Source organism: Companilactobacillus bobalius (genome assembly GCF_002179915.1).
GTDB lineage: Bacteria > Bacillota > Bacilli > Lactobacillales > Lactobacillaceae > Companilactobacillus > Companilactobacillus bobalius.
This window is the reverse complement of record NZ_MYFM01000006.1, coordinates 159,697-186,543: the sequence shown is the minus strand read 5'-3', so window position 1 is coordinate 186,543 and position 26,847 is coordinate 159,697. Positions and strand designations below refer to the sequence as shown.

General features: G+C 34.6%; 27 protein-coding genes. 6 read left to right on the top strand and 21 right to left on the bottom strand.

Annotated elements, in window-relative coordinates:
• Positions 1 to 10: 10 nt before the first annotated feature.
• The 19 genes from LKACC16343_RS10240 to LKACC16343_RS10150 all read right to left on the bottom strand — a co-directional run bounded on the left by LKACC16343_RS10240 (position 11) and on the right by LKACC16343_RS10150 (position 19,209).
• Positions 11 to 1,063, bottom strand: coding sequence for an AI-2E family transporter (locus LKACC16343_RS10240; protein WP_056953407.1), 1,053 nt, complete (start codon positions 1,061 to 1,063; stop codon positions 11 to 13).
• A 10-nt stretch (positions 1,064 to 1,073) separates the two neighbouring features.
• Entirely contained in the window at positions 1,074 to 1,874 is an 801-nt protein-coding gene (locus LKACC16343_RS10235) for a YdcF family protein (protein ID WP_056953405.1), read from the bottom strand.
• Between the two features lie 15 nt (positions 1,875 to 1,889).
• Entirely contained in the window at positions 1,890 to 3,317 is a 1,428-nt protein-coding gene (locus LKACC16343_RS10230; protein WP_056953403.1) for a hypothetical protein, read from the bottom strand.
• Positions 3,318 to 3,464: 147 nt separating this feature from the next.
• Complete coding sequence (locus LKACC16343_RS10225) at positions 3,465 to 4,430, bottom strand: peptidoglycan recognition protein family protein (RefSeq protein ID WP_056953401.1); 966 nt, start codon at positions 4,428 to 4,430, stop codon at positions 3,465 to 3,467.
• Between the two features lie 104 nt (positions 4,431 to 4,534).
• Positions 4,535 to 5,023, bottom strand: coding sequence for a sigma-70 family RNA polymerase sigma factor (locus LKACC16343_RS10220; protein WP_056953400.1), 489 nt, complete (start codon positions 5,021 to 5,023; stop codon positions 4,535 to 4,537).
• A 161-nt stretch (positions 5,024 to 5,184) separates the two neighbouring features.
• Entirely contained in the window at positions 5,185 to 5,934 is a 750-nt protein-coding gene (locus tag LKACC16343_RS10215; protein ID WP_056953398.1) for a hypothetical protein, read from the bottom strand.
• 148 nt (positions 5,935 to 6,082) lie between these two features.
• Entirely contained in the window at positions 6,083 to 7,807 is a 1,725-nt protein-coding gene (locus LKACC16343_RS10210; RefSeq protein WP_056953396.1) for a glucosaminidase domain-containing protein, read from the bottom strand.
• Between the two features lie 120 nt (positions 7,808 to 7,927).
• Positions 7,928 to 8,167 (bottom strand): hypothetical protein, encoded by a 240-nt coding sequence (locus tag LKACC16343_RS10205; protein ID WP_056953394.1) that lies wholly within the window; start codon positions 8,165 to 8,167, stop codon positions 7,928 to 7,930.
• Between the two features lie 160 nt (positions 8,168 to 8,327).
• Positions 8,328 to 9,347 carry an acyltransferase gene (locus LKACC16343_RS10200; RefSeq protein ID WP_056953393.1) on the bottom strand — a complete coding sequence of 340 codons (1,020 nt, stop codon included), beginning with the start codon at positions 9,345 to 9,347 and terminating at the stop codon, positions 8,328 to 8,330.
• 93 nt (positions 9,348 to 9,440) lie between these two features.
• Positions 9,441 to 10,400 (bottom strand): ABC transporter substrate-binding protein, encoded by a 960-nt coding sequence (locus LKACC16343_RS10195; RefSeq protein ID WP_056953390.1) that lies wholly within the window; start codon positions 10,398 to 10,400, stop codon positions 9,441 to 9,443.
• Between the two features lie 430 nt (positions 10,401 to 10,830).
• Positions 10,831 to 11,493: an MgtC/SapB family protein gene (locus LKACC16343_RS10190; RefSeq protein WP_056954031.1), complete on the bottom strand. Its 663-nt coding sequence runs from the start codon at positions 11,491 to 11,493 to the stop codon at positions 10,831 to 10,833.
• Between the two features lie 45 nt (positions 11,494 to 11,538).
• Complete coding sequence (locus LKACC16343_RS10185; protein WP_054643577.1) at positions 11,539 to 12,366, bottom strand: PTS system mannose/fructose/sorbose family transporter subunit IID; 828 nt, start codon at positions 12,364 to 12,366, stop codon at positions 11,539 to 11,541.
• On the bottom strand, positions 12,363 to 13,208 hold the full coding sequence (locus tag LKACC16343_RS10180) for a PTS mannose/fructose/sorbose/N-acetylgalactosamine transporter subunit IIC (RefSeq protein WP_056953388.1): 846 nt from the start codon (positions 13,206 to 13,208) through the stop codon (positions 12,363 to 12,365). The genes LKACC16343_RS10185 and LKACC16343_RS10180 overlap by 4 nt, the downstream gene beginning before the upstream one ends.
• A gap of 20 nt (positions 13,209 to 13,228) precedes the next feature.
• Positions 13,229 to 13,723, bottom strand: a complete 495-nt coding sequence (locus LKACC16343_RS10175; protein ID WP_056953386.1) for a PTS sugar transporter subunit IIB — start codon at positions 13,721 to 13,723, stop codon at positions 13,229 to 13,231.
• A 15-nt stretch (positions 13,724 to 13,738) separates the two neighbouring features.
• Complete coding sequence (locus LKACC16343_RS10170) at positions 13,739 to 14,152, bottom strand: PTS sugar transporter subunit IIA (protein WP_056953384.1); 414 nt, start codon at positions 14,150 to 14,152, stop codon at positions 13,739 to 13,741.
• 132 nt (positions 14,153 to 14,284) lie between these two features.
• Positions 14,285 to 16,858: a sigma 54-interacting transcriptional regulator gene (locus tag LKACC16343_RS10165; RefSeq protein ID WP_056953382.1), complete on the bottom strand. Its 2,574-nt coding sequence runs from the start codon at positions 16,856 to 16,858 to the stop codon at positions 14,285 to 14,287.
• Between the two features lie 138 nt (positions 16,859 to 16,996).
• On the bottom strand, positions 16,997 to 18,424 hold the full coding sequence (locus LKACC16343_RS10160) for a hypothetical protein (protein WP_056953380.1): 1,428 nt from the start codon (positions 18,422 to 18,424) through the stop codon (positions 16,997 to 16,999).
• A gap of 357 nt (positions 18,425 to 18,781) precedes the next feature.
• Entirely contained in the window at positions 18,782 to 18,994 is a 213-nt protein-coding gene (locus LKACC16343_RS10155) for a DUF2922 domain-containing protein (protein ID WP_025085390.1), read from the bottom strand.
• A gap of 11 nt (positions 18,995 to 19,005) precedes the next feature.
• The gene (locus tag LKACC16343_RS10150) at positions 19,006 to 19,209 is read right to left on the bottom strand and encodes a hypothetical protein (protein WP_056953378.1); all 204 of its coding nucleotides are present in this window, start codon (positions 19,207 to 19,209) and stop codon (positions 19,006 to 19,008) included.
• Positions 19,210 to 19,369: 160 nt separating this feature from the next.
• Here LKACC16343_RS10150 and LKACC16343_RS10145 point away from each other — a divergent pair, with 160 nt between their 5' ends.
• The 3 genes from LKACC16343_RS10145 to LKACC16343_RS10135 all read left to right on the top strand — a co-directional run bounded on the left by LKACC16343_RS10145 (position 19,370) and on the right by LKACC16343_RS10135 (position 22,512).
• The gene (locus tag LKACC16343_RS10145) at positions 19,370 to 20,272 is read left to right on the top strand and encodes a hypothetical protein (protein ID WP_056953377.1); all 903 of its coding nucleotides are present in this window, start codon (positions 19,370 to 19,372) and stop codon (positions 20,270 to 20,272) included.
• A 248-nt stretch (positions 20,273 to 20,520) separates the two neighbouring features.
• On the top strand, positions 20,521 to 21,396 hold the full coding sequence (locus tag LKACC16343_RS10140; protein WP_025086344.1) for an SLAP domain-containing protein: 876 nt from the start codon (positions 20,521 to 20,523) through the stop codon (positions 21,394 to 21,396).
• A gap of 477 nt (positions 21,397 to 21,873) precedes the next feature.
• Positions 21,874 to 22,512: a hypothetical protein gene (locus tag LKACC16343_RS10135; protein ID WP_056953375.1), complete on the top strand. Its 639-nt coding sequence runs from the start codon at positions 21,874 to 21,876 to the stop codon at positions 22,510 to 22,512.
• A 32-nt stretch (positions 22,513 to 22,544) separates the two neighbouring features.
• Here the strand turns inward: LKACC16343_RS10135 and LKACC16343_RS10130 are convergent, their stop codons facing one another.
• Positions 22,545 to 22,856, bottom strand: coding sequence for a helix-turn-helix domain-containing protein (locus LKACC16343_RS10130; protein WP_054643565.1), 312 nt, complete (start codon positions 22,854 to 22,856; stop codon positions 22,545 to 22,547).
• Between the two features lie 747 nt (positions 22,857 to 23,603).
• Here LKACC16343_RS10130 and LKACC16343_RS10125 point away from each other — a divergent pair.
• From LKACC16343_RS10125 to LKACC16343_RS10115, 3 genes are all read left to right on the top strand, one after another.
• Positions 23,604 to 24,386, top strand: coding sequence for a helix-turn-helix domain-containing protein (locus LKACC16343_RS10125; protein WP_158106626.1), 783 nt, complete (start codon positions 23,604 to 23,606; stop codon positions 24,384 to 24,386).
• A 121-nt stretch (positions 24,387 to 24,507) separates the two neighbouring features.
• Positions 24,508 to 24,909: a hypothetical protein gene (locus LKACC16343_RS10120; protein WP_056953371.1), complete on the top strand. Its 402-nt coding sequence runs from the start codon at positions 24,508 to 24,510 to the stop codon at positions 24,907 to 24,909.
• A gap of 189 nt (positions 24,910 to 25,098) precedes the next feature.
• Positions 25,099 to 26,415: a hypothetical protein gene (locus LKACC16343_RS10115; RefSeq protein ID WP_056953369.1), complete on the top strand. Its 1,317-nt coding sequence runs from the start codon at positions 25,099 to 25,101 to the stop codon at positions 26,413 to 26,415.
• 141 nt (positions 26,416 to 26,556) lie between these two features.
• Here LKACC16343_RS10115 and LKACC16343_RS10110 read toward each other — a convergent pair whose 3' ends face one another.
• Entirely contained in the window at positions 26,557 to 26,805 is a 249-nt protein-coding gene (locus LKACC16343_RS10110; RefSeq protein ID WP_025086369.1) for a P8 family protein, read from the bottom strand.
• Between the last annotated feature and the right edge of the window lie 42 nt (positions 26,806 to 26,847).

Sequence of the window (26,847 nt, the reverse complement as noted above, 5' to 3'; positions counted from 1 at the left end):
TTAAAGTTAATTATAACATTTTCTTTAATTTTATTCTCTTCTTTTTGGAGTTCTTAGTAATCGAATGAACGCCTAATATATCAAGGAAGAAAACAAAGATTGGTATACCAATAATCAATCCCCATGTACCAAGCAATTCCTCTGATACGATCAATACAACAAATGTAAAGAAAATTGGCAAATGTGTCATGCTGGACATGAATTGTGGATTCAGGAAATACGTTTCAATCATATGAATAATCACGATCATGATAATGATATAAATAACGTATCTGATACCGCCAACCGTATAAGCAATGAAACTCAGTGGGATCATCGAAATAATAACTCCAGCTACCGGAATCAGTGACAAGATGAAGACCATCACTGCCAAAGCAATAATCCCTGGCATCTGCATGAACAACAAAGTAATTGTCGTCAAGGCTGTATTAACAACGGCAATCATCAATTGTGCTTCCAGAACAACACCGAAAGTATTGACAAACTTTTGTCCAAAATACTTTAAGTCAGAGAATACCCAACCATAATTGCTGTCCAAGAATTGTCTTCCGAAGGAATTCATTTGTTCTACCTGACTAGCATAGAAGAAACTCAATAAGAATGAGACAACAATATTGAATCCGACTGCACCAACACTGCTGATGTAGTTTACAACTTGCGTGATGGCTCCCTTAATTTGATTATCCAAATTAATTTGTTGCAAATAATTATAAATAACATTCAAATAAGGATTCGAACGTACTTCTTTACTTTCATAAAACTTCTGTAACGATGAGAACATTTTTGCTGTTTGCGTGATCAGTTGCGGCACATAGTTAGCAATGACAAAAACTAATAACGCAATAATTATCAAATAAACTGGTGCTATTACCCAAATCGGTTTAATTCTGGGAAACTTTCTTTGAATTACTCGAACTAATTGAACTGACAAGAAGGTAAAAGTAAAAGTTAGTAGAAATAGACTCATCATCCCTCGAAAAAGATAGATCAGCAATATGACTAAAGCTAATAACGTGAATCTTCTCAATCGTTTGTTATCAACGAACTTATCGTACAAACTCATATAAAACTCCTCACATACACATACTTAGTGAAAATACCAAATCCATTCCTAATAACGTCAACAATGAATAACGATGATACCAAACAATCGCCGTAAACTCACGAAACATTGCTGGCCACTTCAACATTCTAACAGTACAAGCGGCCGCAAATTGAACTTTTAAGCCCAATCTTTTGGCGTGCCATTTAGTTCTAGGAATATGATAATCACTCGTTACTATAATAACCCTTGGCCGTGTTTTTTTCTGCCATGCTTGATGAATTTCGATCGCCGAATACTCTAAATTCTGTACTGTATTGATCGATTCATCCTCTTTAATAATAACCGATTCCGAAATATTTCTATCTATTAAGTACTTGCGCATCATCTCAGCTTCGGTTCCATATGATGATTCTGAACTTTTAGCACCACTAACAATAATCTTCGGTTTATATTCAAAACGATTGTATAGTTGTATTGCCTTATCCAAACGTTCACTCAATATTGGTGGTACTCGTGATCCCATACATTTATTACCCAAAACAACTAAGAAATCTGGTTGTTTGGCGGCCGGTAACTCGCGCAAATCACGTTTCATTTGATACATATAAACCAACATGATCACTAACAAAATCAAATCCACCGTTGCAAAATTGAACGCATAGGCACGTAAATACTTATCTACTGAAACAATCGAAATGAAGTATAACGCCGCTATGGTTATGACAGCAACTCCTATGGCAAAAATCGGTAAGCGACTATAGGCATACCTTATTTTATAAATAATCATTACCTCAATCATTGATACAGCAAATATTAATAAATAAGTCATATTCCCCTCCATGGCTTAATCTAAACTGAATTTTAATTTTGGAACCTTCAATGGAAAGTCCTTAACTAAAGTCCAGGTTACTGTTGTTGAATCTTTATCTGGTTGTTTCAAAAGAAATAATCGATTGTCCAATGAACCATAAACTAAAAATTTACCCTTAGTAGTTGTAACAGCCGGTCCATTCTGTGAATAAGCTGAAGGTGATACTAAAAACATATATTGCATCAATGGTTGTTTACTACCGTTGACACTAATCCCTTGATAGTCAGTCGGTTGTAAATTAGTTCCATATTGACCACCAAAATTAACCCCTAAATTGCCAATTTTTTTATCATTATTATCCGAAATAGCTCCTGCCAATTGCATTAAATCAGCATTCGATGATAAAGGATTTTCTTTATATTTATCGTAGTAATCTTGAGTCTGTGAAATGGCTGCTTTCAAATCAGTTTGAGCAGTATCCGATTTAGTCAATAAATTACCATTCTTATTGCTCTGACCATCCTGAACTCGGACCGTGTAGTCACCTGAATACAAGTACAACTGATTAGAATCCGTTTCAATTCTAATGTTAGCTCGCTTGATTTGATTCCCCGTAGCTTTTGAATTAACCTTCAAATTAACACTCTTAGGCAAAAGTCGATCCGTGTTCTGTCCATGATAATAGTAATTAATCGTCAACAGGTTCTTCGGGGTTAAATAGTACTTACCATATAAACTCTGTACCTGACCACTTTCAATTAACGTTTCCATGACAACTTTGCTATCGGTATCATCATTTAACTTCTGGGCTGAATGTTCCGTTAAAGTCAGCTGATAAGTCCCATTCTGATTAATCGTTAGATTCCCATCAGTTCGACGATAGTCAATAATTGTTTTGAAGTTATAATTACCAATCATCACATTATTAGCCGTTAACGGTTTAGCATTACTGTTAACATCGATGATATGATCTGGCATTTGTTTAGAAGAAATACTTTGAGACAAATCTTTTTTCGTGTTATTAGCAGCAGTAGACGGTTTGTCTACTTTAGTAATATAGGCAAATTTATACGTGTCACCACCAGAAGACACCGAATAACCCTTCATATGTTTACCATAGACATTTTCATGATAAGTTTTTTCAATTTTTAAAACTAAATCTTTTTTAGCCGTCTTAAAGGTAATCGTTCTACCATCACGATTTAAAACGTATTTTGGATTGTTAAATTGATTATCAAATCGGTTAATGCCGACTTTACCATTAATAGTAGAAACATCTTTTATTTCTGCTCGTTGGTTCTTTAAAAACTTAATTGAAACAGTATCGTTTTCTCCCTGATCTTGATACAAATACCAAGTTTTGTTACTGGAAACTACCTCATCAGTTTCCTTTGGCTTGCATCCTAAGATTGTTAGGAATAAACAAAGAATTCCAAGAACCGCTAAGAATTTTTTAACCATATTGTTCACTCAATGCCTTTCTGAAGACAATTATACAACTTCAAGATTAACCCCTATTATGAAATAATGATAGCAAAAAAAGACCTGCTTTTCAGCGGGTCTTTTGTAATAATTTGTTATCAAAGAATATTTCATTCTATATTGAAATTATGCTAGTGGTTTAATAATTTGTCCAACTGAACTTTCTGGAACCCACTCATTAGTAGCAACACGATAATACTTAATACCATTAACTACTTTAACTTGATCCATTTGCCAATCAGTCCCTGTACCTAAAGCACGGTTTGTAATTCTAGACATAGTATCATTATTCAATGAGTATAGAGAAATATATTCTTTCGAACCATCTTTAACTCTAAGAATTCCAATGTTACTTGCCTGGTTACCATTATTAGTATTAGCATTTCCACCGTTGTTAGTGTTGCTGCCCTTTAATTGGTTATAATACTTACCAACTAAATCATAGAACTGATCCATGCTGTAACCCCATTGAGCAAAGTAGCCAACTGGATCAGTATGATTTGTTTCTTTGTACATTCTTGAAACATCGTTATGTGAAAGAACTGTCTTACCAGGTGTAAATGGTAATCCATATTGAACTAATCTAAAGGCTGCGTAGTAAGCTTGGTTAGCAACGGATCTAGCAAATTGATCTGTTGTATTTACACGACACAACTCAACTTGAATGTATTTGTTATTAGCAGTTTGACCTGCTCCCCAAACACCATAGTCAGCACTATGGATATTTATAATTTCTTTATCATCGACAAAAGCATGAACATAAGTGTATGTTGTTGGCCATGACCAATTAAAGTATGAAACTTCATTTTCGGCTGTAGCACCAGGTGTTGCAGTTTCGTGGATAACGACCCCTTCTGGCTTACCAACACCGTTCTCGTAACCGAACATCTTGTTAAATGTTCCTGCACGATATTGAATTGAAACTGGTTTAATGTTGTTATTATTAATGTAATCGTTGATTGCTGAAGTTGCAGCTTGTGTTGTTTGAACTTGTGAACCTAGTTGTGGAACCACTTGTCCAACAGTTGCAAAACCGACACTTGCAAGTGCAGCTGAAGTAGCTAAACTTGTAATAAATTTCTTCGAGACCATAATATATATTTCCTTCCCAATGTTAATTTCCTTAACCCATAAATTATAACAATTTTCAAAGCATTTTTGAGAAAAGTAACAAATATGTAAACAGATAGTAAAATTTACTTTTGATTCATTGCTCTTAATTTGGTTAAAAGCCTATTTCGCTGGTATCTAAGGTTACGGGGCGTCTGTTGATGATGTTGAGCAATTGTTGTGAGTGAAATCCCATTCATGAAATGTTCCTGCAATATTTCTTTTTCCAATTCAGATAATTTTTGCCAATCAACGAAATTAATTTGAGTAATTTCTGTCTCCGGTACTCTTTGAAAATCAAACTCTTCTAAACTATGAAAATCGAAGTATTGTTTCTCTTGTCGCAACATATCGGTTAACCGCCAAACCAATTTTTGAAACACATATGGTTTGAACTTAGTCATATTTTGATCTCTTTGACAGTATTTTAAATAAGTTTGTGCATAAATAATTACTGCTTCTTGAAAGTAATCTTCATAATCACAACGAGTCACATAAATATGAACTCGTTTCAAAGCTCCATGAATTAATTGTTGATTCTCTAATGCTTGCTGAAATCCTAATTCTAGATTCATTGTGAGCATCTCCTAGTTTTACTCACAAGCGCTTGTGGTAAAACTAGGATAACTAATTTAGACTAGAAAAATTAGTTGCCAAAACAGTCTAAGAATAAGGCTTTAATTCGATCGATTAAAAAAGAACACCCACAAACAGTGTTCTTTTTTGGTTTTGGCGATTAATATAATTTTTTAATTCTGGTTAAATTTTGATGGTAATACTTTTTCGTCTCGAGTTTACCTAATCCTTCAATACCTTGATTTATCAAAATAAACTCAATCAAATGCCAGTAAAATATCGGCAAACTGTTCAATAGGCAAATTTTTGAATGCAAATCACAACGACATCTATCATACGTAGAAAATAATTTATTACACTTATACTTTAAATGACAACTACCAACATTAACCATCATTTCAAATACGTTTAATGAACACTTCATTAAAAAGTAAATATCATGCAATCTTTTTTCCAAATCTCCCCTTGGAAAATCTAATTGAATCTTATGGCTGCTCTCGGTGACAAAATAGGCTTTCTTTTCAATTTGTTCATAGCATTCTAAGAAGTGAACAGCAATCCAATCGGCATTTCTTCGACTGGCCCCAGTCATTGGCATATAGGCAATATCTTCATGAATAAACGGCGTATAGTGAGTCATCCCATACAAATCAGCTAAAAACTTGGCCATGGCAAATCCTATTCCATTAATCAAATACATCTCATTCATAATCTTCCTGGTCGTTCTTGAGTCAATAAAGATTCCTTGTTCAGCATGAACAACAATCGTATTTCCCAAATTAGTGATATCTGAAATATCCAACAAGGCTTCAATTTTATAATCAACTTTAAAATTTTTACAAACATTGAGAGAACTAAAGATTCTTTTAGATATTACATCCTTAATGGATTTAAAATTTGATATCATCATTTATTTTCCCTAAAATATTTATTTACTCACTTTTCATGAGTATGTCAACAATATAACAAGAATATATGTTCTGAAGATACCAAAATATATAATTTATTCAAAATAATTTCACGTAATTTGTACAAAAAAAGAAGCCCCTAAGGACTTCCTAATCTGCATTGAAAATACAGTATTTTCCGTTGACCCAACCGGCATTTACTTTATACCAAGTTTGACCATCGACAATTTGTTTTGAGGTTACACGCCAAGTCGTACCATCGGCTAGACGAGTTCCTGTAAATTTATTATTGGCAGCAGGACTGTTATAAACGTTGACACCATATCCAGGAATATAGTTAATCTTTGCCATACCACTAACACTTGTTACATAGTTAGATCCTTTAACTTGAACATCGTTAGCACTGACCCATTGATTAGTAGCTACACGATACCAAATGGAACCATCTGAATGAGTAGACTTCTGATCAATCTTCCAATCAGTTCTGTTTGAAAGACTAACTGCCAAAAGATTATGTTTATCATCATAAACTTTGGCTCCTGGATTAGCAGTGATGTTAACGATATCGGGATAAGATACTACTTTATCCTTAGTATAGTCACCATGTGATTGTGTTGATTTCAAGGAAACATCAGTTGCCTTGATATAACAGTCGTTACCTACAAAGTAGAATTTATTACCAGAATTATCCAACACATACTTAGTTGTAATCCAAGAAGATTGATATGGCAAAACTCGATTCGTAGCCGTATTCAAATTAGGCAAACGATAAACTACGGAACCACTCTTATTAATAATAATTGCTGTATCAGCAATATTAACTGGTGGGTTAGTCTTTTCAGATTCCAATTGAACATCTGAAGCCTTTACGTATTCGTTTGTCGAGACTTGATAATAAGTCGTACCGTCAGATTTAACGACCTTAGATGTAACTTTCCATCTAGTTCCGTTAGCTAAAGTACGGTTAGCAGCTATTTTATCAGCGTTTATATAAACATGTGCTGAATTTTTATTAGTTATTGTTACAACATCGTTTAATTTTGTTTGTGTACCTTCAATTGCATTTTCATTACCAGTACCATTTGTACTGGCTTTTCCATCATATTGTGTCAAATTAGAGCTCTCAATTATATTATTTAATACAGCTGCATAGGTTGGTGAAGTGGCATAACGTCCTTGCAACCAAGCTGTAGCATCTTTATAAGAAGAGGTATTCTCTCTCCATGTACCTTTATAGAAAGCACTATTTCCTTGAATACCATTACGTAACTTATCGCCATTATCAGCAAAAGATGCGTAAACACTAGGGTACTTTCTAAAGTTAGCATAAATAGTGTAGTAGCCCTTATCGGCACTCCACTCTTGAGTTGGTAGTGAGACATATGAACCTTGATAGTCCCCTTTAATACCAAAGTAATTATTATACTGTGATGATAATACTGAAGTACCCCAACTACTTTCCAAAATAGATTGTGCCATCATTACTGAAGCATACAAATTGTATTTTGATGCAACCTGTTGTGCCTGTGGAGCAACCTTAGCCAAGTAGGCTTGTTGTTGAGCAGTTGATGCTCCCTTAGTTGTTCCAGCTTGTGTCAAAGCGGCAACCGCATTAGCTGGCAAAACACTACTTCTACCAGATTTTTGATTAGCTTCAATAGCGTCAGCTGCATCCTCATTGATTGGTGCACCACTCTTGTCCATTACACTAGCAACAGTAGTATCCTTAGTCTCAGATGTATTTTGATTTTGGTCGTCAGTTTGATTACCCTCGTCATCAGAAACAGCAGCCTTAACTGGAGAAGTATTAGAAGAAATACCAACAGCGGCTAAAAAACTTGCTAATGCCGTTGAGGCAACCCATTTTTTATTCATAATTTGTCTCCTCCCAAATTCTTGTATATCTAATGCTTAGACTACTATTTAATTTGGAATTCGACAATAAAACCTTAAGAAATTTGGATATTTTTAAACTTTTTTAATGATTTAAAATCACTAACCTTCAGTAGGAATGAATTCAACATATTCAGCTTCGATCCATTCACCATCTTCAGCGATACGATAGAATTCTTTTCCGTCTTCACCTGTACCCTTGGCATCAGTATACCAAGCAGTTTGACCTTTAACGTATTTGTCTTGAAGCATTTTACGGTTAACTTCATAATTATCAAATAAGAAAACAACGTAGCGATCGTCTTGAGTTACTTTAACGATTCCTTGTACTTTTTCAAGCATTGCAATACCACCTTTAAAGTTAATATTAGTTACATTATACATTAATAGATAAAGAAATGACCTGCAATGATGAGTAAAAATAATAGCACCTATTCAGATTCCTCATTTTCCCTAATTATTACGGAAATTGAAATTCTGAATAGATGCCATTTTAATTTTTCTAAGTGAACAATCTTTTTACAACTGGTATCTTGCTTAAAATCAAAATTACTAATAGTGATAAGACAGTTGCTAAAACGAATACGTATAAGAAGTTAGCATTCACATAATACTTCATCACAAACTGTATTGATAATCCGTGAACTAGATAAACTCCATAAGTCAATGGTGCTATCAATTCAATCACTCGTGCAAATCCTTTACCATAACTTGTTTCAAAGCGTTTGAAGAGCATGAAGACCAATGCTGCAATGATTGGCGTATTGATGTTAGCAATGGCATTCAAGAATTGTAGGTTTGGTTTCAAACTGATAAAACTGATTAGAATATTGATTGCCATTAACACGGCCGCTATCAGGATATTCATATTGAGTTTTAACGAATGTTTGTCAATCTTAGAAATTCGATAACCAATAAAGAAGTAACCAATATCTTTGGAAACAACCACTCGGCCTAAATCAAAGGAATTGAAGTAAACTCCAATATTCTTAGGTGTAGTAGTTGTTAACGTTGGCAATGCAATATCAATGATGACCCAAAGAATTAACAAATACATCAACATCTTATCGTCAATCTTATCAGCAATAGCTTTCAAAAATGGTGACAATAAATACAAAGCAATCAATGGATACATAAACCAATATGCTATTAATACTGGTTTATGATACATCATTAACAATGTATTGCTGAAATCCTTCATATCAACTGGACCTGACATGGCACGAGCCAAATAAGCTGACACAACTGACCAAAGTAAGAATGGTACAACGACTCTGACCAATCGATGCTTGAATAAGTACTTTAAATCATAAGTTTTTTTACTGTTTAAAACCATGGCACCACTGATCATGAAAAAAAGTGGCACTGCGATTTCTGTCACTATAACGATGGAATTTACGACACCCCATTTTAACGTTGGTTGATAGTTAGCCAAATCATCAGCACAAGAATGCGCCAAAACCACCAATAACATCGCAAAAACTCTAATCGTATCGACATAGATTAGTCTTTTGTTCTTCAAGATATTTCCCTCAAATCAATTAAATAATAAGAACATTTTACCATTATTATCTGAGCAAGAAAAAAAGTTCATCATCAGATGAACTTTTTTTGATTACTTAACTTGTCTAAGCTTCATATTGGCTTTTTTATAATTGATTTTACCTTTGTATAACTTTTGTTGCTTAGCATACTTGAAGGCTTTCTTAAAATCAGATTTCTTAACCTTATGCATTGTCTTAAACTTAACATTCATGTTGTTCAACTTAGCAACAGCTTTATCGCTAGTTCCATAGTTAGAGAATGTCTTGTTAAGCATGATGTACATGTTACCCTTATTGATTTTCTTAACTTCTTGCTTCATAACATTGCATAGAATATTAGTATTAGAAACATTCTTCTTAGCATAATCGTTATTAACAATCAAAACATTACCATTATCAGCACTAATCTTATCTCTATTTAGAACCTTAGCACCATTAACTTTAGCTTCAGTCATTGATGGATCTTGTAAGACAGCAGCATCAACGTCGCCACTCTTCAACTGACTGACACGATCTGCCTCAGAATCAACTTGCTTCAATTTAACGCTAGATAACTTTAATCTGCTCTTCTTCAAAGCTTTCTTTAGATAGAACATTGAGTAGTCAGTTTTATCAACTGCAATTGTCTTACCTTTTAATTTCTTAACACTCTTGTACTTCTTGTTAGCAACTAAACCGCTATAACCAGGCATAGTACCAGCAATCTTCCAATTTGAATGTTTCTTAGAAATAGCTGCATAATTTACTAAATCAGTCACAGCCGCATTAACCGTTCCATCGGCAATAGCACTATTCAATTCTTTAGTAGAATCATATGCTTTCAGATCAACATTTAAATTGTTGTTCGTATAAGCATTTAAATCCTTACCCATTTGGGCAACAGCGGAAGGAATATTTTTAGTTGTTCCAATCGTGTATTGTGCTTGATCTGTGTCAGCAGCTTGAACGTTCTTTATCCCGACAAATGAGAATGAACTAAGCACTAAAAGACAAGCTACTAAAAAGATACTTATTTTCTTTAAGCTCTTCAATGTAAAAACTCCCTTTTCATTATTCAAGTTTCATCATAACGTAAAGGGAGCTGTTTTTTCTACTATAACTGTACTTATTTTATGTTTTTTCTACCTCAAAATTATCAACACTAAAAAATATCCGTATTAACCAATATACATTGGCTCTACGGACATTTCTTTCGAATTAAAATTAATTTTTATGATGAAAAATAATAGACTAATTTATTCATCTCAAGCTAAACAATCAAAGTGAGATTCAGTCTGGAGCAAAATTTGGGAATGCGTTCAGCTATGAGATCATTGTTACCGGCTTTACCGGTTACAGTGAGGCCGACTTTGGAAATCCATTATTTTGCACAAAGTGTAAAATAATTAGTTTCAAATCGTACCCATAACGTTCCAACAGCATTCCCAATTTTTGTGGAAGACGGCATACTTCACAAACCCATTACACGTTAATAGTCTCAACTTTAACAATATTTTCATTCATTGATAGATTCTCAACGATATCCACGTAATCAACATTTTTGCCAAAATCAATCGAGTAAATGTTGGTATAAATACTATTGTTGTTATTCAATTTGGAAACGCGGAATTTTACGTCTTCAACAGAAATTTTATTTTCTTTAAAGTAACCATCGATAAATTCCTTCGTTTCTACTTTCTGCTTATATTCAACTTTTAGTTTTCGTACCGGACTGATCCGGATAATCTTTTTCAAAAATGCTACCACACCAAACACCACCAAAAATCCACTTATTGCAATAATGTAGTTGCCCATTCCAATTGCGATTCCGATACAAGCTACAACCCAAAGGCTAGCTGCTGTAGTCAAGCCTCGGATTGAATGATTTTCAACAATTATCGTTCCTGCACCGAGAAATCCTATTCCACTGACAACTTGTGCTATCAGTCTAGCTTCATCTACTCGCAATATTCCTTTGTATTGAGGATATTGTTGGGCAACCATTAATGCATTGAAACCGAGATTCTTCTGAATCATTGCGATGATACAAGCTCCTAAGCAAACCAAGATGTGCGTCCTTAATCCGGCAGGTCGGTGCTTATAGGCTCGATCAATCCCAATGGCCCCGGAAAAAACTGTTGCCATCAATAATCTCGTAATTACTGTGATGGCATCCAATTGAGTCGTCAACTAAACAACACCAAGTAGTCCTAGGATAATAGCCAGAACTAAGACGCCTAATAGAATCCAGTTAACGTTAACTTTCTTGCTCAATAACCAGTAGCAAAGAAGTGTAATACTCAATGGAATCAAGCCTTTGAATAGTTGATCTAAATAAGTTTGAATCAAGATTGGCTTGCCACCAGCAATAGGAACAGACAACTTACTTTCAAACTTGACCATACTTGCAGTCATACTACCAATCATTAGAAGACCCAATGTACTTGCGGCCTTATTCAAAATCTTCATACTTCCGTTAGCATAAATTTTTTCAATAAAGGATGAACCTAATGAGAAGCCCATGTATGTTAAATAATATCTCGTTAAAATTGAAGGAATATTGTAGATCAATAGGAACAAAATTGGTCCTAAGATTGAACCTTGTGCAGCTAAACTGATACCAACACCGGCGGCGATAACACGGATAACACCCCAGAAAATTGAATCGCCAATACCTGATAGTGGACCCATCAAGGAAGTCTTCAAGGCAACGATTGATTCTGCATCAAAGTCTTTTTCTTGTGCATTCTTCTTTTCCATGGAAGCAACTAATCCCATAACGAAAGTACCAACGTTTTGAGTGATGTTATACCAAGTTGTGTGACGCATCATGGCTTCACGTCTGCCTTCAGGATCATCTTTGTAGTAACGATTCAAAGCAGGTGTGATTGAGTAAATAAACCCGGGAGCATGAGCTTTTGTAGCACCGGCACGACTGGCAAAAACGGTAAATGAACGCCAGAAGATACCATTTAGCATCTTTCGATCTTCTTTTGAAATGTTTTCATTTAATTTCATGAGAAAAAATCCTCCTCTTCTTGTTCCTCAGCTGTTTCGTTGTTAGAAGCCCCAGTTCCGGCAGCAGCCACTGGTCTCTTCTCTAATTCTTTTTGTTTGTTCTCCATATCTAATAATTGTTTGTCTTTGAAACTAATTACTAGAACTAAGATGATACCTAAAGCTGCAACAGCAACGGATGGTAAATTGAGGTAAGCAACCATAATAAAGCCTAAGAAGAAGTATGGAGCTAACTTCTTACTCCAAAGCATTCTCATCAAAATAGCGAATCCGACAGCTGGTAATAGTCCCCCAGTAGCTGAAAGTCCAGCCATCAAATTATCAGGAATACTATTGATCATATGTTGAACTGGTTTTGCTCCTTCAAGAACACTGAAAAATGTAATTAGTGAGAATACAAAGTAATTAATAAACCACATTGAATAATGCATGATTGCCATAGCACGAGGATTGTTATCCTTAGCATATTTATCAACAAGTGGTGCGAATAAGTTCATTACGACGTTCTTCATAAACATAGAAATAAAAGCGGCTAAAACTCCAATAGGCACAGCCAATGCCAAGGCAGCTTTTTCATTAACATTCAATACAATTGAGAATGTTGTGGCTAAAACTGTAGCGGTAACTGGTTCGGCTGATAAAGCACCACCGATATCAACAGCTCCCATGAAGATAGCTTCCAGTGAAGCCCCCATGATAATTCCGGCACGCATATCTCCAAAAATAATACCGGCAATACATCCAACAACAAGTGGACGTTCAATCATTGTTTGACCGAATAGCCAATTTCCACCGTAACAAACGAAAACGGTCAAAGCGGCTAAAAACGCTTCTCTATACATAATTATTTCCCCCTCAGGCCTTATTTATTTTTAAGCATTGAAGCAATTGAAGACTTAGGATTACTTGGAACAACTTGTTGAAAGACTGGAACATCTAATTTAGTTAATTCTTTCAAAGCTGCCAATTCCTTGTCACTTAACATCAACGTACTACCAACTTGATGAGTTTCACCTTCTGATTTATCAGCGAAACGACCAACGTTTGCTACATTAATACCATCAATATCAGAAACATTTTGAGCAATCTTCAAGGCATCGGCTACGTTGTTAGTTAAAGCAAACATACGCATTCCTTTACCCTTGGGATTGTTGAAAACTTTAATGGCATCATCAACTGATCTAATCAAAAGTTTTTTACCTGTTGGTGTAGCCATCTTCAAAGTCATTTGAACCATTTCGTTACTAGCTGCATTGTCGTTAGCAACGACGATTCCTGGTGTATCCAATTCTTTAGTCCAAACTAGGGCTACCTGTCCGTGAATTAAACGATCATCTACTCTTAATTGTGCAATCATAATTTCTTCCTCCAATTATTCTAAAAAACTGTCATCTGATAAATCTGTATCATCTTTTGGTTCTTCAACTAACTGTACTTGGCTAGCTGCAATCAATTCTTCCAGTTTTGTTTTGGTTATTGCCTCATTTTCCAAAACGACTGACAAAACAATTGGTAAATTTGTGCCAGTAATCACAAAAACATTTTCGTGGTCAGCAACTTCAAGCATGACCTTTTGATTTACACTTCCTCCAAATAAATCAGTGAAAATAATTCCCGTTTGACCATCTAGCCCGTCAATGAACTTTTTAATATCTGGTACATAGTCATGATCATCAACATAAGCATCGATTACTGTGACCTTATTTCCCATACCTGTTAATATTTCCAATGAACTCTGAACGCCACTGGCTAAATGACCATGACTCGCGATTAAAATTTTATTCATATCCCCTTACTCCTTGCATTGTCTTCACCTTTATATAAGCAAGTTTCATGCCAACTTTTAAAAAGCCTATTCTGACGACAAAAAGAGAGCTAGTGTTTAACGTTAAACACTAGCTCTCTTTTATTTTGAACACTAAAACAGTTGCTTGAACACTTCATACATCAGTGATAATTCATAGTCATTAACTTCCACATTGTACTTTAATTCCAAAGGTTGGAAGATACTCTTGGAAATCGAAATAAACTCTTGTTCATCTTCAGTTGGTTTAATCTCTGGCATTTTTTGTGATTTACGAATCATTAAACGTTCGATCATCAAAGCAATATGCATATAAAGATTAAGTTTAACTTTCCCATCCAATTTAAGATTGTAGTAACTCTCATACTTATAAATTACTGTTTCAACTTCTTTGATGATGATCTTAGGATTCAAGAAACTCAAACGCTCACTGACTCCTTCAATCGAGAAGAAACGTAATAACTCCTGATTCAAATCATCAATCGCATCGGCTTTTAAATAAGGCGTCAATAATTTAGTCAACTTCTGTTCACCTTTAGCATCCAACAAATCATAAATATTGATATTAGGAATAATGAAATCATCCGGCAAACTAGTCGTTGTCAAAACAAACAGAGTCGTATCAAAATAATGATTGTCATTTTGATGGATATTCTTCTTCAAATCGTAGTAATCAAGCGTATTGATTTGAATGTCCTTGGGAAAATAAGGCAACATTGTCTCTTTGATTTTCTCCGATATTCCCAAACCAGAGATACAAGAAATGATAATGTTCTTCTTATTCGAATAGCCAGAATAATACTGACTATGAATCTCGTATTCATTTTCAGCGGCGGCCGCGATTGCTTTAAATTTTTCCTTACTTTGAATTTTCAAAGCCACATCCAAAGCTGTTGCTGTGGTTAGATTATCAACCACCAATAAATCACCATTAAGATGATTCTTAATTTCCGAATAAAGCTGATTGAGTGAACCCATATCAACAATCATCACTGTACCGTTCGAAGTATCGTAAGAATCGAACAACGTCTTAGTTTTCTGAACAATATCAGCCAATCCCGTATCGATTGGCATATCGATTGCATCAAAAATATAATTGCCACAGAGCTGATTGACTACTGCTTGAATACTAGTAGCAGTATATTCCCCATGCGCCAATAACAAGCCTCTCAACTTTATCGATTCGTCAACGTGATCACTCAACAAAATTGACAATACAATACCTAATGAATGATACTTTGTCGTTAACCGATAATGAAGACTTCTAAAGAAACAATCAGCTACATGAACTGAACGTGGGCAAAGACTCTGTAATTTTTTATCAAGTTTATCCAAGTTTTCCACAGGCAAAGTAAAATTAGAACGATACAGCTTGAAAATAATTGAACTGATATCAGCAATCTCCTTAATACCAAAGCGACGTCCAATTACCTTCTCCATTTGTTTTTGAAATTTCAGAAAAGTTGGTTGATCCAATTCATTTATTTTCACCGACTGTTCCAGCTTTTCAATATCGTGAATGGCATTCTTACTTTGAAATTGGAATGAATTAACGTCTGAAGAACTCAAATCGTTGATAATCTTCTCTATTTTCTTCTGATACGAATCACCAATCGAAACTTCGGAAAAATTATATTGATGTGTTGGATCTATATCTACGAAATTACCTGTATCGGAGGATTTCTGTTTAAGAATAACCGAATCAGATTGAATCTTAATTTCATCGTTAAGCTTTTGATCTTTATAGGCATTGGCACAACTAACTCGGATAATATTCTTCAATCTTCCAATATTTCCATCTGACTTCAAATTGATCAGTGACTCAATTACCCCATCATCAATTCTTAATGGCTTTTGCATCTTTTGTGCTTCATGATAAAAAATAGAATAGATTAAACTTAAACGTTCATTTCTTGGTCGATTATGGTAATCCGGTAAATGAACCGCAATTGAAATTCGTCGACGGAAAGTTTCCAGTAAAACGTCGTCTGTTTTTTCCGTAGTGGCAAACAAGAAACGAACCTTTGAAGTCTTAGTCTGCTTATTTTCACCCATTCGCATGAAAGAACCACTATCGATAAAACTGAAAAGTTTCTCCTGGTTCTCACTTGATAAGCGATGGACTTCATCGAGGAAGAGATAACCACCATCAGCTTGTTCCAACAAACCACTTTTGTCATCATTAGCACCTGTGAAGGCTCCTCGGACATATCCAAATAGAATACTCGAAAGTAATTCCGGATTATTAGCATAATCAGCACAATTCAAAGTTAGAAATGGTGCATTGCTAGAGATTGATTTTGAAGTAACTGCATAATTATAGATTTGTTTGGCTAAGAAACTCTTTCCGACACCACTATTTCCCGTAATGATAATGCTCAATCCATTGGGCGGATAATTTACCGCTGCCTCACATTGAGAAACAACATTTTTCAAACTACCATTCGATCCGATAAAATCATTGAACGGTAAAATTTTTTTATTATTTTTCGATTCAGTTAAATTCCACAAAACCGGCCGACCTTCTAGTTTAACTACCAATCCATCTTCTAGTAATTGATTCAAGTAATGACTAGTAACCGAACGACTAAGATTAACCTGTTGAGATAGATCACTAGTATTAATTGGCAACGAGTGACTGTAATTCAAATCATTTAATTTCGTTAATACCTCATATTTCGATTCCACAATTATGCCCCCCATTGTCGATAAAATTGTTAATATATTAATTTTATAATACTGAGGAGTACATGCAACCGTTTTCTAAAAATGGCATAAAAAAAGAACTCGCATATGCGAGTTCTCTTAATATTCAATAATTAAAAATTATTTGAATGAAACGCCTTCACCGGCTTGTAGCCATTCGCTAGTAGCAACACGGTAGTAAGTATTACCATCGGCACCCTTAGCAGTTCTGTCTACTCTCCATGCTGAAGGTGAGCCAAGATATTTGTTATCATAAGCCTTTCCTTCATCGTTGAACAATGCCATGAAGTAACCCTTGGCTTTTGTCAAAGTAGCAACACCTGAAACAGTCTTGATATCTGTCAAGCCTGAACCATTGTTACTGTTGTTGTTGTCACCGTTTGAGTAAACAACATTGTCAGCATCGATCCATTCGCCAGTAGCAACACGGTATTGTTTTACACCGTCTTGGTTTGTACGAACTTTGTCAGTTCTCCAAGGTGTGTTTGCACCTAAAGCACGGTTAGCAATTGTAGCATTGTCATCGTTCTTTAGTGTGTAGTACTTGCTTGCAGATTTTGTTGTAACAACACCTGTAGTATCTGTTGTTGTCCAGTTATCAGTTGTGTTTGAAACGTTGATTGCACGAACAAATGTAAGTGTTGTGTTGTCAGTACTTGCCTTGAAGTCATAACCAGCTGATGCTTTAGCACCATTTACATATACAGTGTATGATGATGGGTCTTGTGTATAGTTACTAATAAATGTAGCTAATGATGAACCATTACCAGCAGTAAATGAAATTGCTTGGTAATATGTTCCAGCCTTAGTAAACTTGTTGTTTACAACAGTATTAGTAGCTGAAGTAGTGTTACCATTCATAGCATCTGCATATGTGTTGTAATAGTTAGTATCTGCCTTAACAGTACCTGCAACAACACCATCACCATTTTGGTCTGTCAAATGAATGTCAGTTGTAGCTGTCAATTGTGTACTTGTTGTTGTTGAGTCCAAAGCAACTGAAACAGGTGTTGTGAACTTAGCATTAACTGTCTTCAATTCGTTAGCATTGTTGTCAGTTGTTGTTCTAGTAGCTTTAACAGTATATGTCTTTGAAACAGCTTGATCATTCAAGTTGTTGTAGTTCAAAGTAATTGTAAATTCAACTGCTGGATATGTTTCATCAGCCAAGATCTTTGTAAGATCAGCTTGGTTAATTGATGTTGAACCATACTTAGCAGAAACAGTAACAGTAGCACCGCTACCAATTAGATCGTTCATATTTTCAAGAGTAGCAGCAGTCTTAATCAAATCAGCATTGTTAGTAGCAAAGTCTGATAACTTTTGTGAACCAAGAGTAATACTCTTGCCACCGTCAACGATACTCTTAGCAGTAACGTCAGCAAATTGGTTACCAAATGCTGTAACAGCATCATTTTGTTTTGATTGGTCTGTAGCAACTGATGTAACAGCAGCTTGTGCAGTAGTTGAAACAACAGGAGCAGCAACTGGTGCAACAGCTAGAAGTGTAGCAGCAGCGATTCCTGCATATTTAATAGATTTTTTCAATGTTAATCCTCCCCTGGACTACAAGAATTTATTATTTTTAATTGTCGTGGGCTATCCCACTGACAACCATTATATGAAACTCCGGCTTGTGAATCAACTGAAATTTAAAAAGTCACTGTTTTTGTAACATTTCTGTATTAAATATCACGATTTTGTAACATTCCATACACATTTACAGTCAAAATCAAATTTTTTCCAAGAAAAAAACTCTAATTGTCATGTAATTAACGTTTAAACAATGACTAGATTAATTTTGTTAACCCAAAAGAGCCTACTTTTATTCTATTCTAAATAAGACGTAGGCTCAAGGTTTATACCTTAAATATTTTAATAATTTTTACTAAAATCTGAAAAGGCTTAGAATACTTTGTTTTCAACACGTTCAACATATTTGGCACCAGTGATTTCTTGATAAAGTTGAATAGCACCTTTTTCAAATAGCTTACTGGCACTAATTTTGTCCATCGCTGTCTTGACTGTTTCTGGATCTAAATCAGCTTTAACATAACTCAAAACTAAATTCTTACTGTGGCCATCTGCTGTTTTAAATTTCAATTGTAATCTTTTCATAATTTACGCCCCTATTCTGCATCCATTGTATTGTGTTTAATTACTTCTGTTCCATAAAGTGCATCGCCATCTGATAGTAGAACTAGTCCTTGCGTGAGGAGATCAATTTGTTCTTGAGTTGGGTTTTCTACTATATTATTAAAGTTAATTGCTCTCTTACCTTTTGGATACTTTTCGTTTGCCATTGTTACGACGATTGCTGTTTTCTTCCACATTATTAATTACCTCTTTTTTATATTTTGTAAGAACTAATCGGCCGGTTTAAGTAACTTACACAGATAGTAACGGTTGAAAGTATCCAAAGCGGAAATTTTTTTTGAAATTTTTCTCAACATGTTATAATTCAACCAGCACTTATATGGAGGAATTTCAAAAATGAAAAAAGCTTTATTACTAGCAACAACAGGGGTAGCACTATTGCTAGCTGGCTGCAGTAACGGCAACTCTTCAGCATCTAAGTCTAATAATAGTAGTGATACTTACAAGACAGAAATGACTAAAGGTAACGATGCCGTAGACGATAAAGAATATTCAAAGGCCGCTGATCACTTTGATTCAGCAATTAAGGCGAAAAAAACTGACAAAGCACATGACTCAAAGATCCAAGCTCAAAACTTGGTCAAGGCGAAGAGATTTATGAACCAACGTAAGTTTGATTCTGCCAGATCAGCTTTGAATAAGGTTACGGATCAAGATAACGGAAACAAGAAGATGGTTTCCAGAGCTAAGAAATTGACTAAACAAGTAAAGAAGATTCAATTCAATCGTAGTAACTTCAAGGCTGATATCAAAAACGCTAAAGAATTAATCAAACAAGGTGCTAATGATCAAGCTAAAGCTTTACTAGAACAAATCACAACATTCAAGGGTATTAAGGGTAAGTATTATTCAGATCTTTACACACAAGCCAATACTCTGCTTAAGTCATTACCTACTGATACTAAAGATAGTACCGATACTGACAGTAATACTAATAATGATAGTTCTACAACAACTACAACTGACAACAACAATTCTACTGATAATAGTAGTGCTGACTCATCAAGCGACCAAAGCAATAATCCAGCTGCTAAAGGTGGCGACTTCGATGTTGAAAAGAAAGAAGTCGATGGTAAAACCATTACTGATTCCGACATCGCCAAAGCTAGACAACAATTAACTGACTCTGGTGTTAAGAACGTTGATGCCTGGAGTGACAATGATATTGTTCGTGCTATTAAGAACGCTGCTAAAGATGGACGTTCAACCGTTAAAGAATCTGATGGTAAGATTCAATAAAAAAGTTCTAGCACATTGATTTCCAAGAAATATGGTTATAAAAAAGGAGTGACACCGATATATCAAGTCGGCATCACTCTTTTTTTCTATATATAAATTCATTTATTTCAAATATATTACAAAAATATTGAGCTAATTCTAAAGAAAACGTAACGTTTCTCTTAACAGTTTTTTAAACGTATTGATTAAAATCTGATTGCATTATAGGTTTACTATGAACCGCAAAATAAGACGAGGAGGTTTAAAAGATGAAAAAGAATAAAGTTCTACTCGGCTCAGCACTGGCATTATTAATTGCCCCAACTGTTCTGTCTAATTTGTCGCCTCAAGACGTGAGTGCGGCAGAAACATCAACAGAAAGCGGATTGATTGGTACTGTTCGTCGTGGTAGCGGTATTCTGGTTAACAACCAGGGTCAAACTATTACAAGTACTTATCTTCCTAACTTCAGCTCTTGGAAACTTGGTCCTTCAACTCAAATCAATGGCATTACTTATTATCAAGTTGCTACTAACGAGTGGATTGCTGCTGATAGCATTGATATCAGTAATTCATCCCATCAAGTAACTAATCTTAGTTCAGACACTAGCAACCAAATTGATGTTAACGCCACTAAAGTTGGAACGACAAAGTGGGCTTCTGCTGTAGTTAACAGTCAAGGCCAAGCTATTACTGGGGTAACTTTACCAGCTGGAACTAATTGGAAACTTGGTGCATCCATAAATGTTAATGGAAATGTTTATTTGCAAGTTGCTACTAATGAATGGGTCGCTGCTAATGACTTGAACATTCAAGTGACTGAACCTAATCAAAGTTACACTACAAATAACGCTACAACCAATGCTGCTTCAACTACCACACAACAACAGCAACCAGTAGTTGGTACTGTTGTTAATGGTCCCGCTGATTTATATGATACTTCAATGGACTCTTTCTCAGACCGTCAATTACCTGAAGGATCTAACTGGAAAATTGGCCAAATGGTTCAAAATAAATACGGTCATACCTTCTATCAAGTATCAACTAATGAATGGGCACAAAGTTCAAATATGCATTTAAATCAAAATGACGCTGGAAATAATGTAAGTAGTGAGCCTGAATTTGCAACATCTGTTACACAATAATCGGAACAATTATATTAATATTTGTATATTTCACATTTTCTTCACATTTATAATCTAATATAGTACTTGGTAAACAAGAATATTGGATACTAACTTATAATATAAACTAAATATAATTACCTCCCTGATATAGTGGGCCTCCAAAAGAATGGAGGCCCTTTTTTTGCGTACAGAATTAATAATTTTTGATTTGATATTGCTAATTGTTACATAAATGCTACAATAATGTTACAGAATTATTACAAAGACGATATGAGTACTATTCATCTTTGCATATATCCAGACAGTCTCGTAGAGCTTCCAGCTAAGGGGCTTTTTATTAGATTTACATCGTGGCAATAAATCTATTAAAAATAGATTTTGTTGCTAATATTCTGTGTCGACTATAAAATAATGAATTGTACGGATTAAGGTGGTGATCAATGAAATCGGTATTAAGATTTATTTCAAAATTTGGATATAGGGAGAAATAACAACATGAAACATACTACCCTCAAAATATTGAGTAGTCTTTTATTGGTAGCATCCGTATTAGCACTTGGAGGTTGTTCTAACAATAGTCAAAATTCCGCTGGCTCAAAAGATTCAACTGTCAAAACAGAATCACATAAAAAAGCCAGGAAGAGTTCTTCTAAGAAAAAAGTTTCGAAAAAAAAGGCCTCATCAAAAAAGGAAGCATCTACTTCCAACAATGATGAGACACAACAAAATCAACAAACAAATTCTTCCACTAACAACCAAAATACAACATCAAATTCAAATAACCAGCAGAGTTCAAAACAAACTCAAAACACTAATCAGGGTCAAAGCCAAAGCACAGCTACTTCTAACAACAATCAACAAGCAACTACAAATCAGCAGGTAGCCGCAGTTATCACTACTGCAGATCAAGCTAGAAGTTTAGTTGCACATGCCAATGGTGGGGCTTCTCCCGCATCATTTAGTGTTGAGGCTAAGCCAGATGGTTATCACGTCTATTTGAACAATTTAAATAACCCAATTGTAACAGTGGTTAAACCCAATGGTGACTTTTACGATGTAAATGGAAATCTTACTGGTAAATATTCAAATATGGCTGCTCCTGATGGTGGCGATAATTCCCAATGGACTCCATAGCCAATAGATTAAAATATAAAAAAAGACTTGAATCAACTATTCAAGTCTATAATCTCCATAAAGACTTTTGCGTACTGCTTTTTCTTTTCACTATCCATTAAATAAAAAGCCTGTACAAATTGGTTACTCTGCTCATCTAGTTCAGTTTGATCAAAGACATCACCTAATTTTAGATTCAAAGCGTCTAAAATACTCTCTAAACGAGAAAGAGACACGTCATCTCTATTACCTCGTTCCAAACGTGATATCAAATCTGGAGATACATGAGCTCGATCAGCCAATTGTTCTATGGTTAACCCCATTTCATTACGTTTATCCCGAATAAACTTAAAGCGCTTAACCATAGGCATCACCTCTTAATTCAAATTATTCTAACTACTCACTGTTTATATGGCTATACGGCTAAAAATTGATACATATTATAAAAATATTGCGAATATTCTATACTAGTATTATCATAAAAAAGTACGTGATTATTATATTTCGAATTGAACGCACATAATAATCCTCATTTGCTAAAAATTACATCATTAATATATTTCTAGGGTGGAATCAGTCAAATATTAAAAAGTAATTTAAACAGCCTTCATGAATTCATGTATTTGTCACAGATGGACTCTTATACTCTTAATAAATGCGGTAGTTTATTAAGTAAGTTACTCCCTCAAATAACTAAACGTTGGTACATCTGACAAATCAATCCTATGATAATTGCGTACCGGGCTACGTTAACTCGTAGCCCTTTTATATAAAATCAAAGCTCAAAATTATTAGCATTAATCTACATCAAAGAATTGCTAACGCATGTGCCTGCGAGCCAAACTTTGCAACTAACATTTCTAATTAGTTATTACTAATAATAATGGAAGAAGCATTTCTTAGTCATGTGGGCTATGGAAATGCTTTTTTTTCCGCACTTTAATAAAATAATACTATTAATAATATTAGATATTAACTAATTGTACATTATATTATATACCACTTTATTATCCTTTTGTGCATTAGTTGTACTAATAATAGTACTAAATCAAAAATGATTGGTGATGTTAAATTATATGAATATTTCAAAATCCGATTTTGGTGTTCGCCTGATGAAATTACGAAAAAGTAAAAATCTAAGCATGCAAGGATTGGCCGACATTATCGGTGTCAGTGGTAAAAGTACTATTAATGAATGGGAAAAGGGTCGTGGACTCCCTAAGAAAACGACAATGGACCGTTTATCGACAGTACTTAATACCAGCAGTGACTACCTATACTATGGTGATCTTAAAGATGTCTTAGAAAGTAAAGTTTTAAAAATCATCAATAACTATGGTTACAAATCAAATGTCACCTTCAAAAAACTAATCGATGTAACCAATGGTGACTTTCATCCTGATGACGTCATTGTCAGACATATCACTAAATTGAAGGACCACGTTTTAAGAGACGATGAATCTAGCGTTGAGGATCGCATATTCAAAGAGATTTACCCAGGCTTATTTCAGATATTCACTTCTAAAGGTGTCAATTACGAAACCAATTTAGAAGAAATCGATCGCATCTCTAATCCATATTTTCAAAAAATCTATGTTGATCAAGTATTATCCTTTGAAGGACAGGCAATGGATGTGCTACATGAACTAGAAAAAAGGTCAACTCATACCAAAAATACTAAATGGACTCAAAAATCTTTTGATGAAGTTGCAAAAAAATTCGTAAAAGATGGTACATTAAATTGGGACGGTACTGACTACCAAATTGATTCTATGAAACAACTGGTACAACAATACTATCGCGATAAGTTAAATGATAAACTAGTTGAAACTCGACTTAGTATAAAAAGTTTATTATCCGAAGAAAATCAAATTGAGGAACGTTATTTAAAATAGATTTTTGATTTTGTACATTTAATGTACTAGGAATTCAGTATAGGGGGAAGATAACATAGTTAAAGCTAAAAAACATAATTTTCTGGATAAGGTCGTTCTATTCTTTTGTCTAATTTTACTTTTGGCAGCCTTTATTATTCCCCAGGTTCATCGCAGTTACTATTCAGCTCCCTACTTCTATTTCTCTGGCAAACAGATTGTTTTGGAAAATGACAAAACACATCATTTGAATGATTACCAAAAAAAACAGTTCACTAAGCTAGCGCGAAAGGCCATTGACCAAAAAGATGGCCCTTTTGATTGGGATAATTACCAAACGGTTTCCATCGATGTTTATAAAATGAAAAATCTACATGAATATGCTTTGATATATCGAATTAAACCCTATATTCGTACTGATAATCATATTATCAATAACACAATGGTTCTTACTTTAAAACATCGTAGTCTAGACAAGTATAAACAATTTACAATCAACAAATATTCATCCGATTTTTCTAATGTTTTTACATCTAGTAAATAAATTTTAAATAATTATAGATAGGATCTAATCAACCTCATGTCCAAAAAAATAAGTGGTAATAGTACACTCAAAAAAATCTTTACGATAATAATGTTTGGAGCATCATTTATATACTTTTGTGCCTTTCGATTCTTAGTGATCCCATCTGGCGATGATTACTTCTGGTTGGGTAAAATGGGGAAATACTTAATGAATCACATGTTCTATGGTCCCCAAGCCACGTATGGTGGTAGTAGTAATGGTCGCTACCTAGGAAATCTTTTGGAAATTGTCACCATGCACAAATTGCCAGTAGCCATTTTAGCTTACGGAATCTTTTGGACCCTGCTCTTGTGGTGTATCTGGTACTTATCTAAAAAGACCATCACATCACTTCTATTATCATTTCTCTTCATTTTCACCATGCAAGATGCTTTCATTAATAACATCTTAGGTTGGAATGCTGGGTTCGTAAATTATGTCCCACCTGTTGTTATGGGATTGATTTATATCATCGTCGTCGACAAAGGCGTTGCAAAGAAATTTGTTCCAATAGTTTCTGTTTTGTTGCTACTATTAGGTTTGGCAGGTGGTCTATTTAATGAAGTTTGGAACATCACCCAATTAGCCCTAGGATTATTAGTTTTGGGATATTTTTATTGGAAAAAAGGCCTCAAAAGTTACCATATCACCTATTTTTTAGGAACAATTGGTTCAGCAATTATCATGTTTACTCATAAGGGATATCACGAGGCCAGTACTTACCGTAAAACTTCATATACTCTAAGTACCATTTGGGATACTTATTCTAAAGTCACTCACTTTTGGTTGATTACTTTCAATCTTATTCTTTTGATAGCTATTCTCTTGGCCATCTTCGTCTTAGCAATCAAAACTAAGATTTCATCAGAAAATAAATTGGCCGTTTCTATCTTTTCAATTATCTTTTTGGTTTATTACATCGTTATCAACAATTTCTTCAGAAATAATTTTCATTTAAATCCGATGTATGGCTACAAAACAGTTCGTGCAAGCATTGCCGTACCGGAGAGTTTAGTCAGTATCGCACTAATGATTTTTATCGGTTATTGCATTTGGGTCTTCTTCAGAGATGATCCTAAAATGTGGCTCTATTACTTATTGACTGGTGTTATTGCTGGACAATTGTTATTCGTTTCTTCCCCCGTGAACAGCCGTGGCTATTTCTTATCTTATATTTTGATGTATTTAATCGGAATGAAATTCGTCCTATCCGCTTTAGATCAATTACCAATACAAAATTATTTGATCAATCTTGTATTGTTAGTGACACTAATTGTCTGTGGTTATACTTATCAGTCAATGATGTATGCTAATTATCACGCTAACCTAATACGTGTCAGTGACCCTGATTACTACAATGGTAAGAAAGAGTTAACAAAACATGTACCTTACGTAAAATTTGTTTGGTTCAACGATCTAATGAATCAACAAAATGCTCCTTACTGGAAGAATCACATTGATACCTACAAACACTTTTTGAAATAACACAAAACCCACTTCTGAAATCAGAGGCGGGCTTTTATATATCATGATAATTCTGTATTAATTTTTGCATAAAAAAATCCTTTAGAGAACGCTTCTCGTACTCTAAAGGAAGGTTGGTACTATTTAAATTTAAAGACTAGCTTATTTCTTGAGATTCTTCTCAATCCAGTCACGGACATCTGCATCTTTCATATCCAAGAATGGTTTTTCAGCTTCTTCGGCCTTAACTGTGTCGTGATCGTTGTTTTCCATGAAATAATCCCAAATAGCGTCACGAACGACTGTCTTATCGTCACTCCAGTCGAAAGCCTCACTCATCTTTAGGTTTAATACTTCTGGTTCTTTTGCAATGGCTGCATCAGCCATCTTTGATGGATCTACTTCTGCCATAATTCAACAACCTCCTTAGTTACGAGTTCATTATAGTTCTAA

Coding starts and splice junctions, on each gene's coding strand:
- LKACC16343_RS10240 (WP_056953407.1), bottom strand. CDS start 1,063: ATGAGTTTGTACGATAAGTTCGTTGATAACAAACGATTGAGAAGATTC.
- LKACC16343_RS10235 (WP_056953405.1), bottom strand. CDS start 1,874: ATGACTTATTTATTAATATTTGCTGTATCAATGATTGAGGTAATGATT.
- LKACC16343_RS10230 (WP_056953403.1), bottom strand. CDS start 3,317: ATGGTTAAAAAATTCTTAGCGGTTCTTGGAATTCTTTGTTTATTCCTA.
- LKACC16343_RS10225 (WP_056953401.1), bottom strand. CDS start 4,430: ATGGTCTCGAAGAAATTTATTACAAGTTTAGCTACTTCAGCTGCACTT.
- LKACC16343_RS10220 (WP_056953400.1), bottom strand. CDS start 5,023: ATGAATCTAGAATTAGGATTTCAGCAAGCATTAGAGAATCAACAATTA.
- LKACC16343_RS10215 (WP_056953398.1), bottom strand. CDS start 5,934: ATGATGATATCAAATTTTAAATCCATTAAGGATGTAATATCTAAAAGA.
- LKACC16343_RS10210 (WP_056953396.1), bottom strand. CDS start 7,807: ATGAATAAAAAATGGGTTGCCTCAACGGCATTAGCAAGTTTTTTAGCC.
- LKACC16343_RS10205 (WP_056953394.1), bottom strand. CDS start 8,167: ATGCTTGAAAAAGTACAAGGAATCGTTAAAGTAACTCAAGACGATCGC.
- LKACC16343_RS10190 (WP_056954031.1), bottom strand. CDS start 11,493: ATGGCAACAGTTTTTTCCGGGGCCATTGGGATTGATCGAGCCTATAAG.
- LKACC16343_RS10185 (WP_054643577.1), bottom strand. CDS start 12,366: ATGAAATTAAATGAAAACATTTCAAAAGAAGATCGAAAGATGCTAAAT.
- LKACC16343_RS10180 (WP_056953388.1), bottom strand. CDS start 13,208: ATGTATAGAGAAGCGTTTTTAGCCGCTTTGACCGTTTTCGTTTGTTAC.
- LKACC16343_RS10175 (WP_056953386.1), bottom strand. CDS start 13,723: ATGATTGCACAATTAAGAGTAGATGATCGTTTAATTCACGGACAGGTA.
- LKACC16343_RS10170 (WP_056953384.1), bottom strand. CDS start 14,152: ATGAATAAAATTTTAATCGCGAGTCATGGTCATTTAGCCAGTGGCGTT.
- LKACC16343_RS10155 (WP_025085390.1), bottom strand. CDS start 18,994: ATGAAAAGATTACAATTGAAATTTAAAACAGCAGATGGCCACAGTAAG.
- LKACC16343_RS10150 (WP_056953378.1), bottom strand. CDS start 19,209: ATGTGGAAGAAAACAGCAATCGTCGTAACAATGGCAAACGAAAAGTAT.
- LKACC16343_RS10145 (WP_056953377.1), top strand. CDS start 19,370: ATGAAAAAAGCTTTATTACTAGCAACAACAGGGGTAGCACTATTGCTA.
- LKACC16343_RS10140 (WP_025086344.1), top strand. CDS start 20,521: ATGAAAAAGAATAAAGTTCTACTCGGCTCAGCACTGGCATTATTAATT.
- LKACC16343_RS10135 (WP_056953375.1), top strand. CDS start 21,874: ATGAAACATACTACCCTCAAAATATTGAGTAGTCTTTTATTGGTAGCA.
- LKACC16343_RS10130 (WP_054643565.1), bottom strand. CDS start 22,856: ATGGTTAAGCGCTTTAAGTTTATTCGGGATAAACGTAATGAAATGGGG.
- LKACC16343_RS10125 (WP_158106626.1), top strand. CDS start 23,604: ATGAAATTACGAAAAAGTAAAAATCTAAGCATGCAAGGATTGGCCGAC.
- LKACC16343_RS10115 (WP_056953369.1), top strand. CDS start 25,099: ATGAATCACATGTTCTATGGTCCCCAAGCCACGTATGGTGGTAGTAGT.
- LKACC16343_RS10110 (WP_025086369.1), bottom strand. CDS start 26,805: ATGGCAGAAGTAGATCCATCAAAGATGGCTGATGCAGCCATTGCAAAA.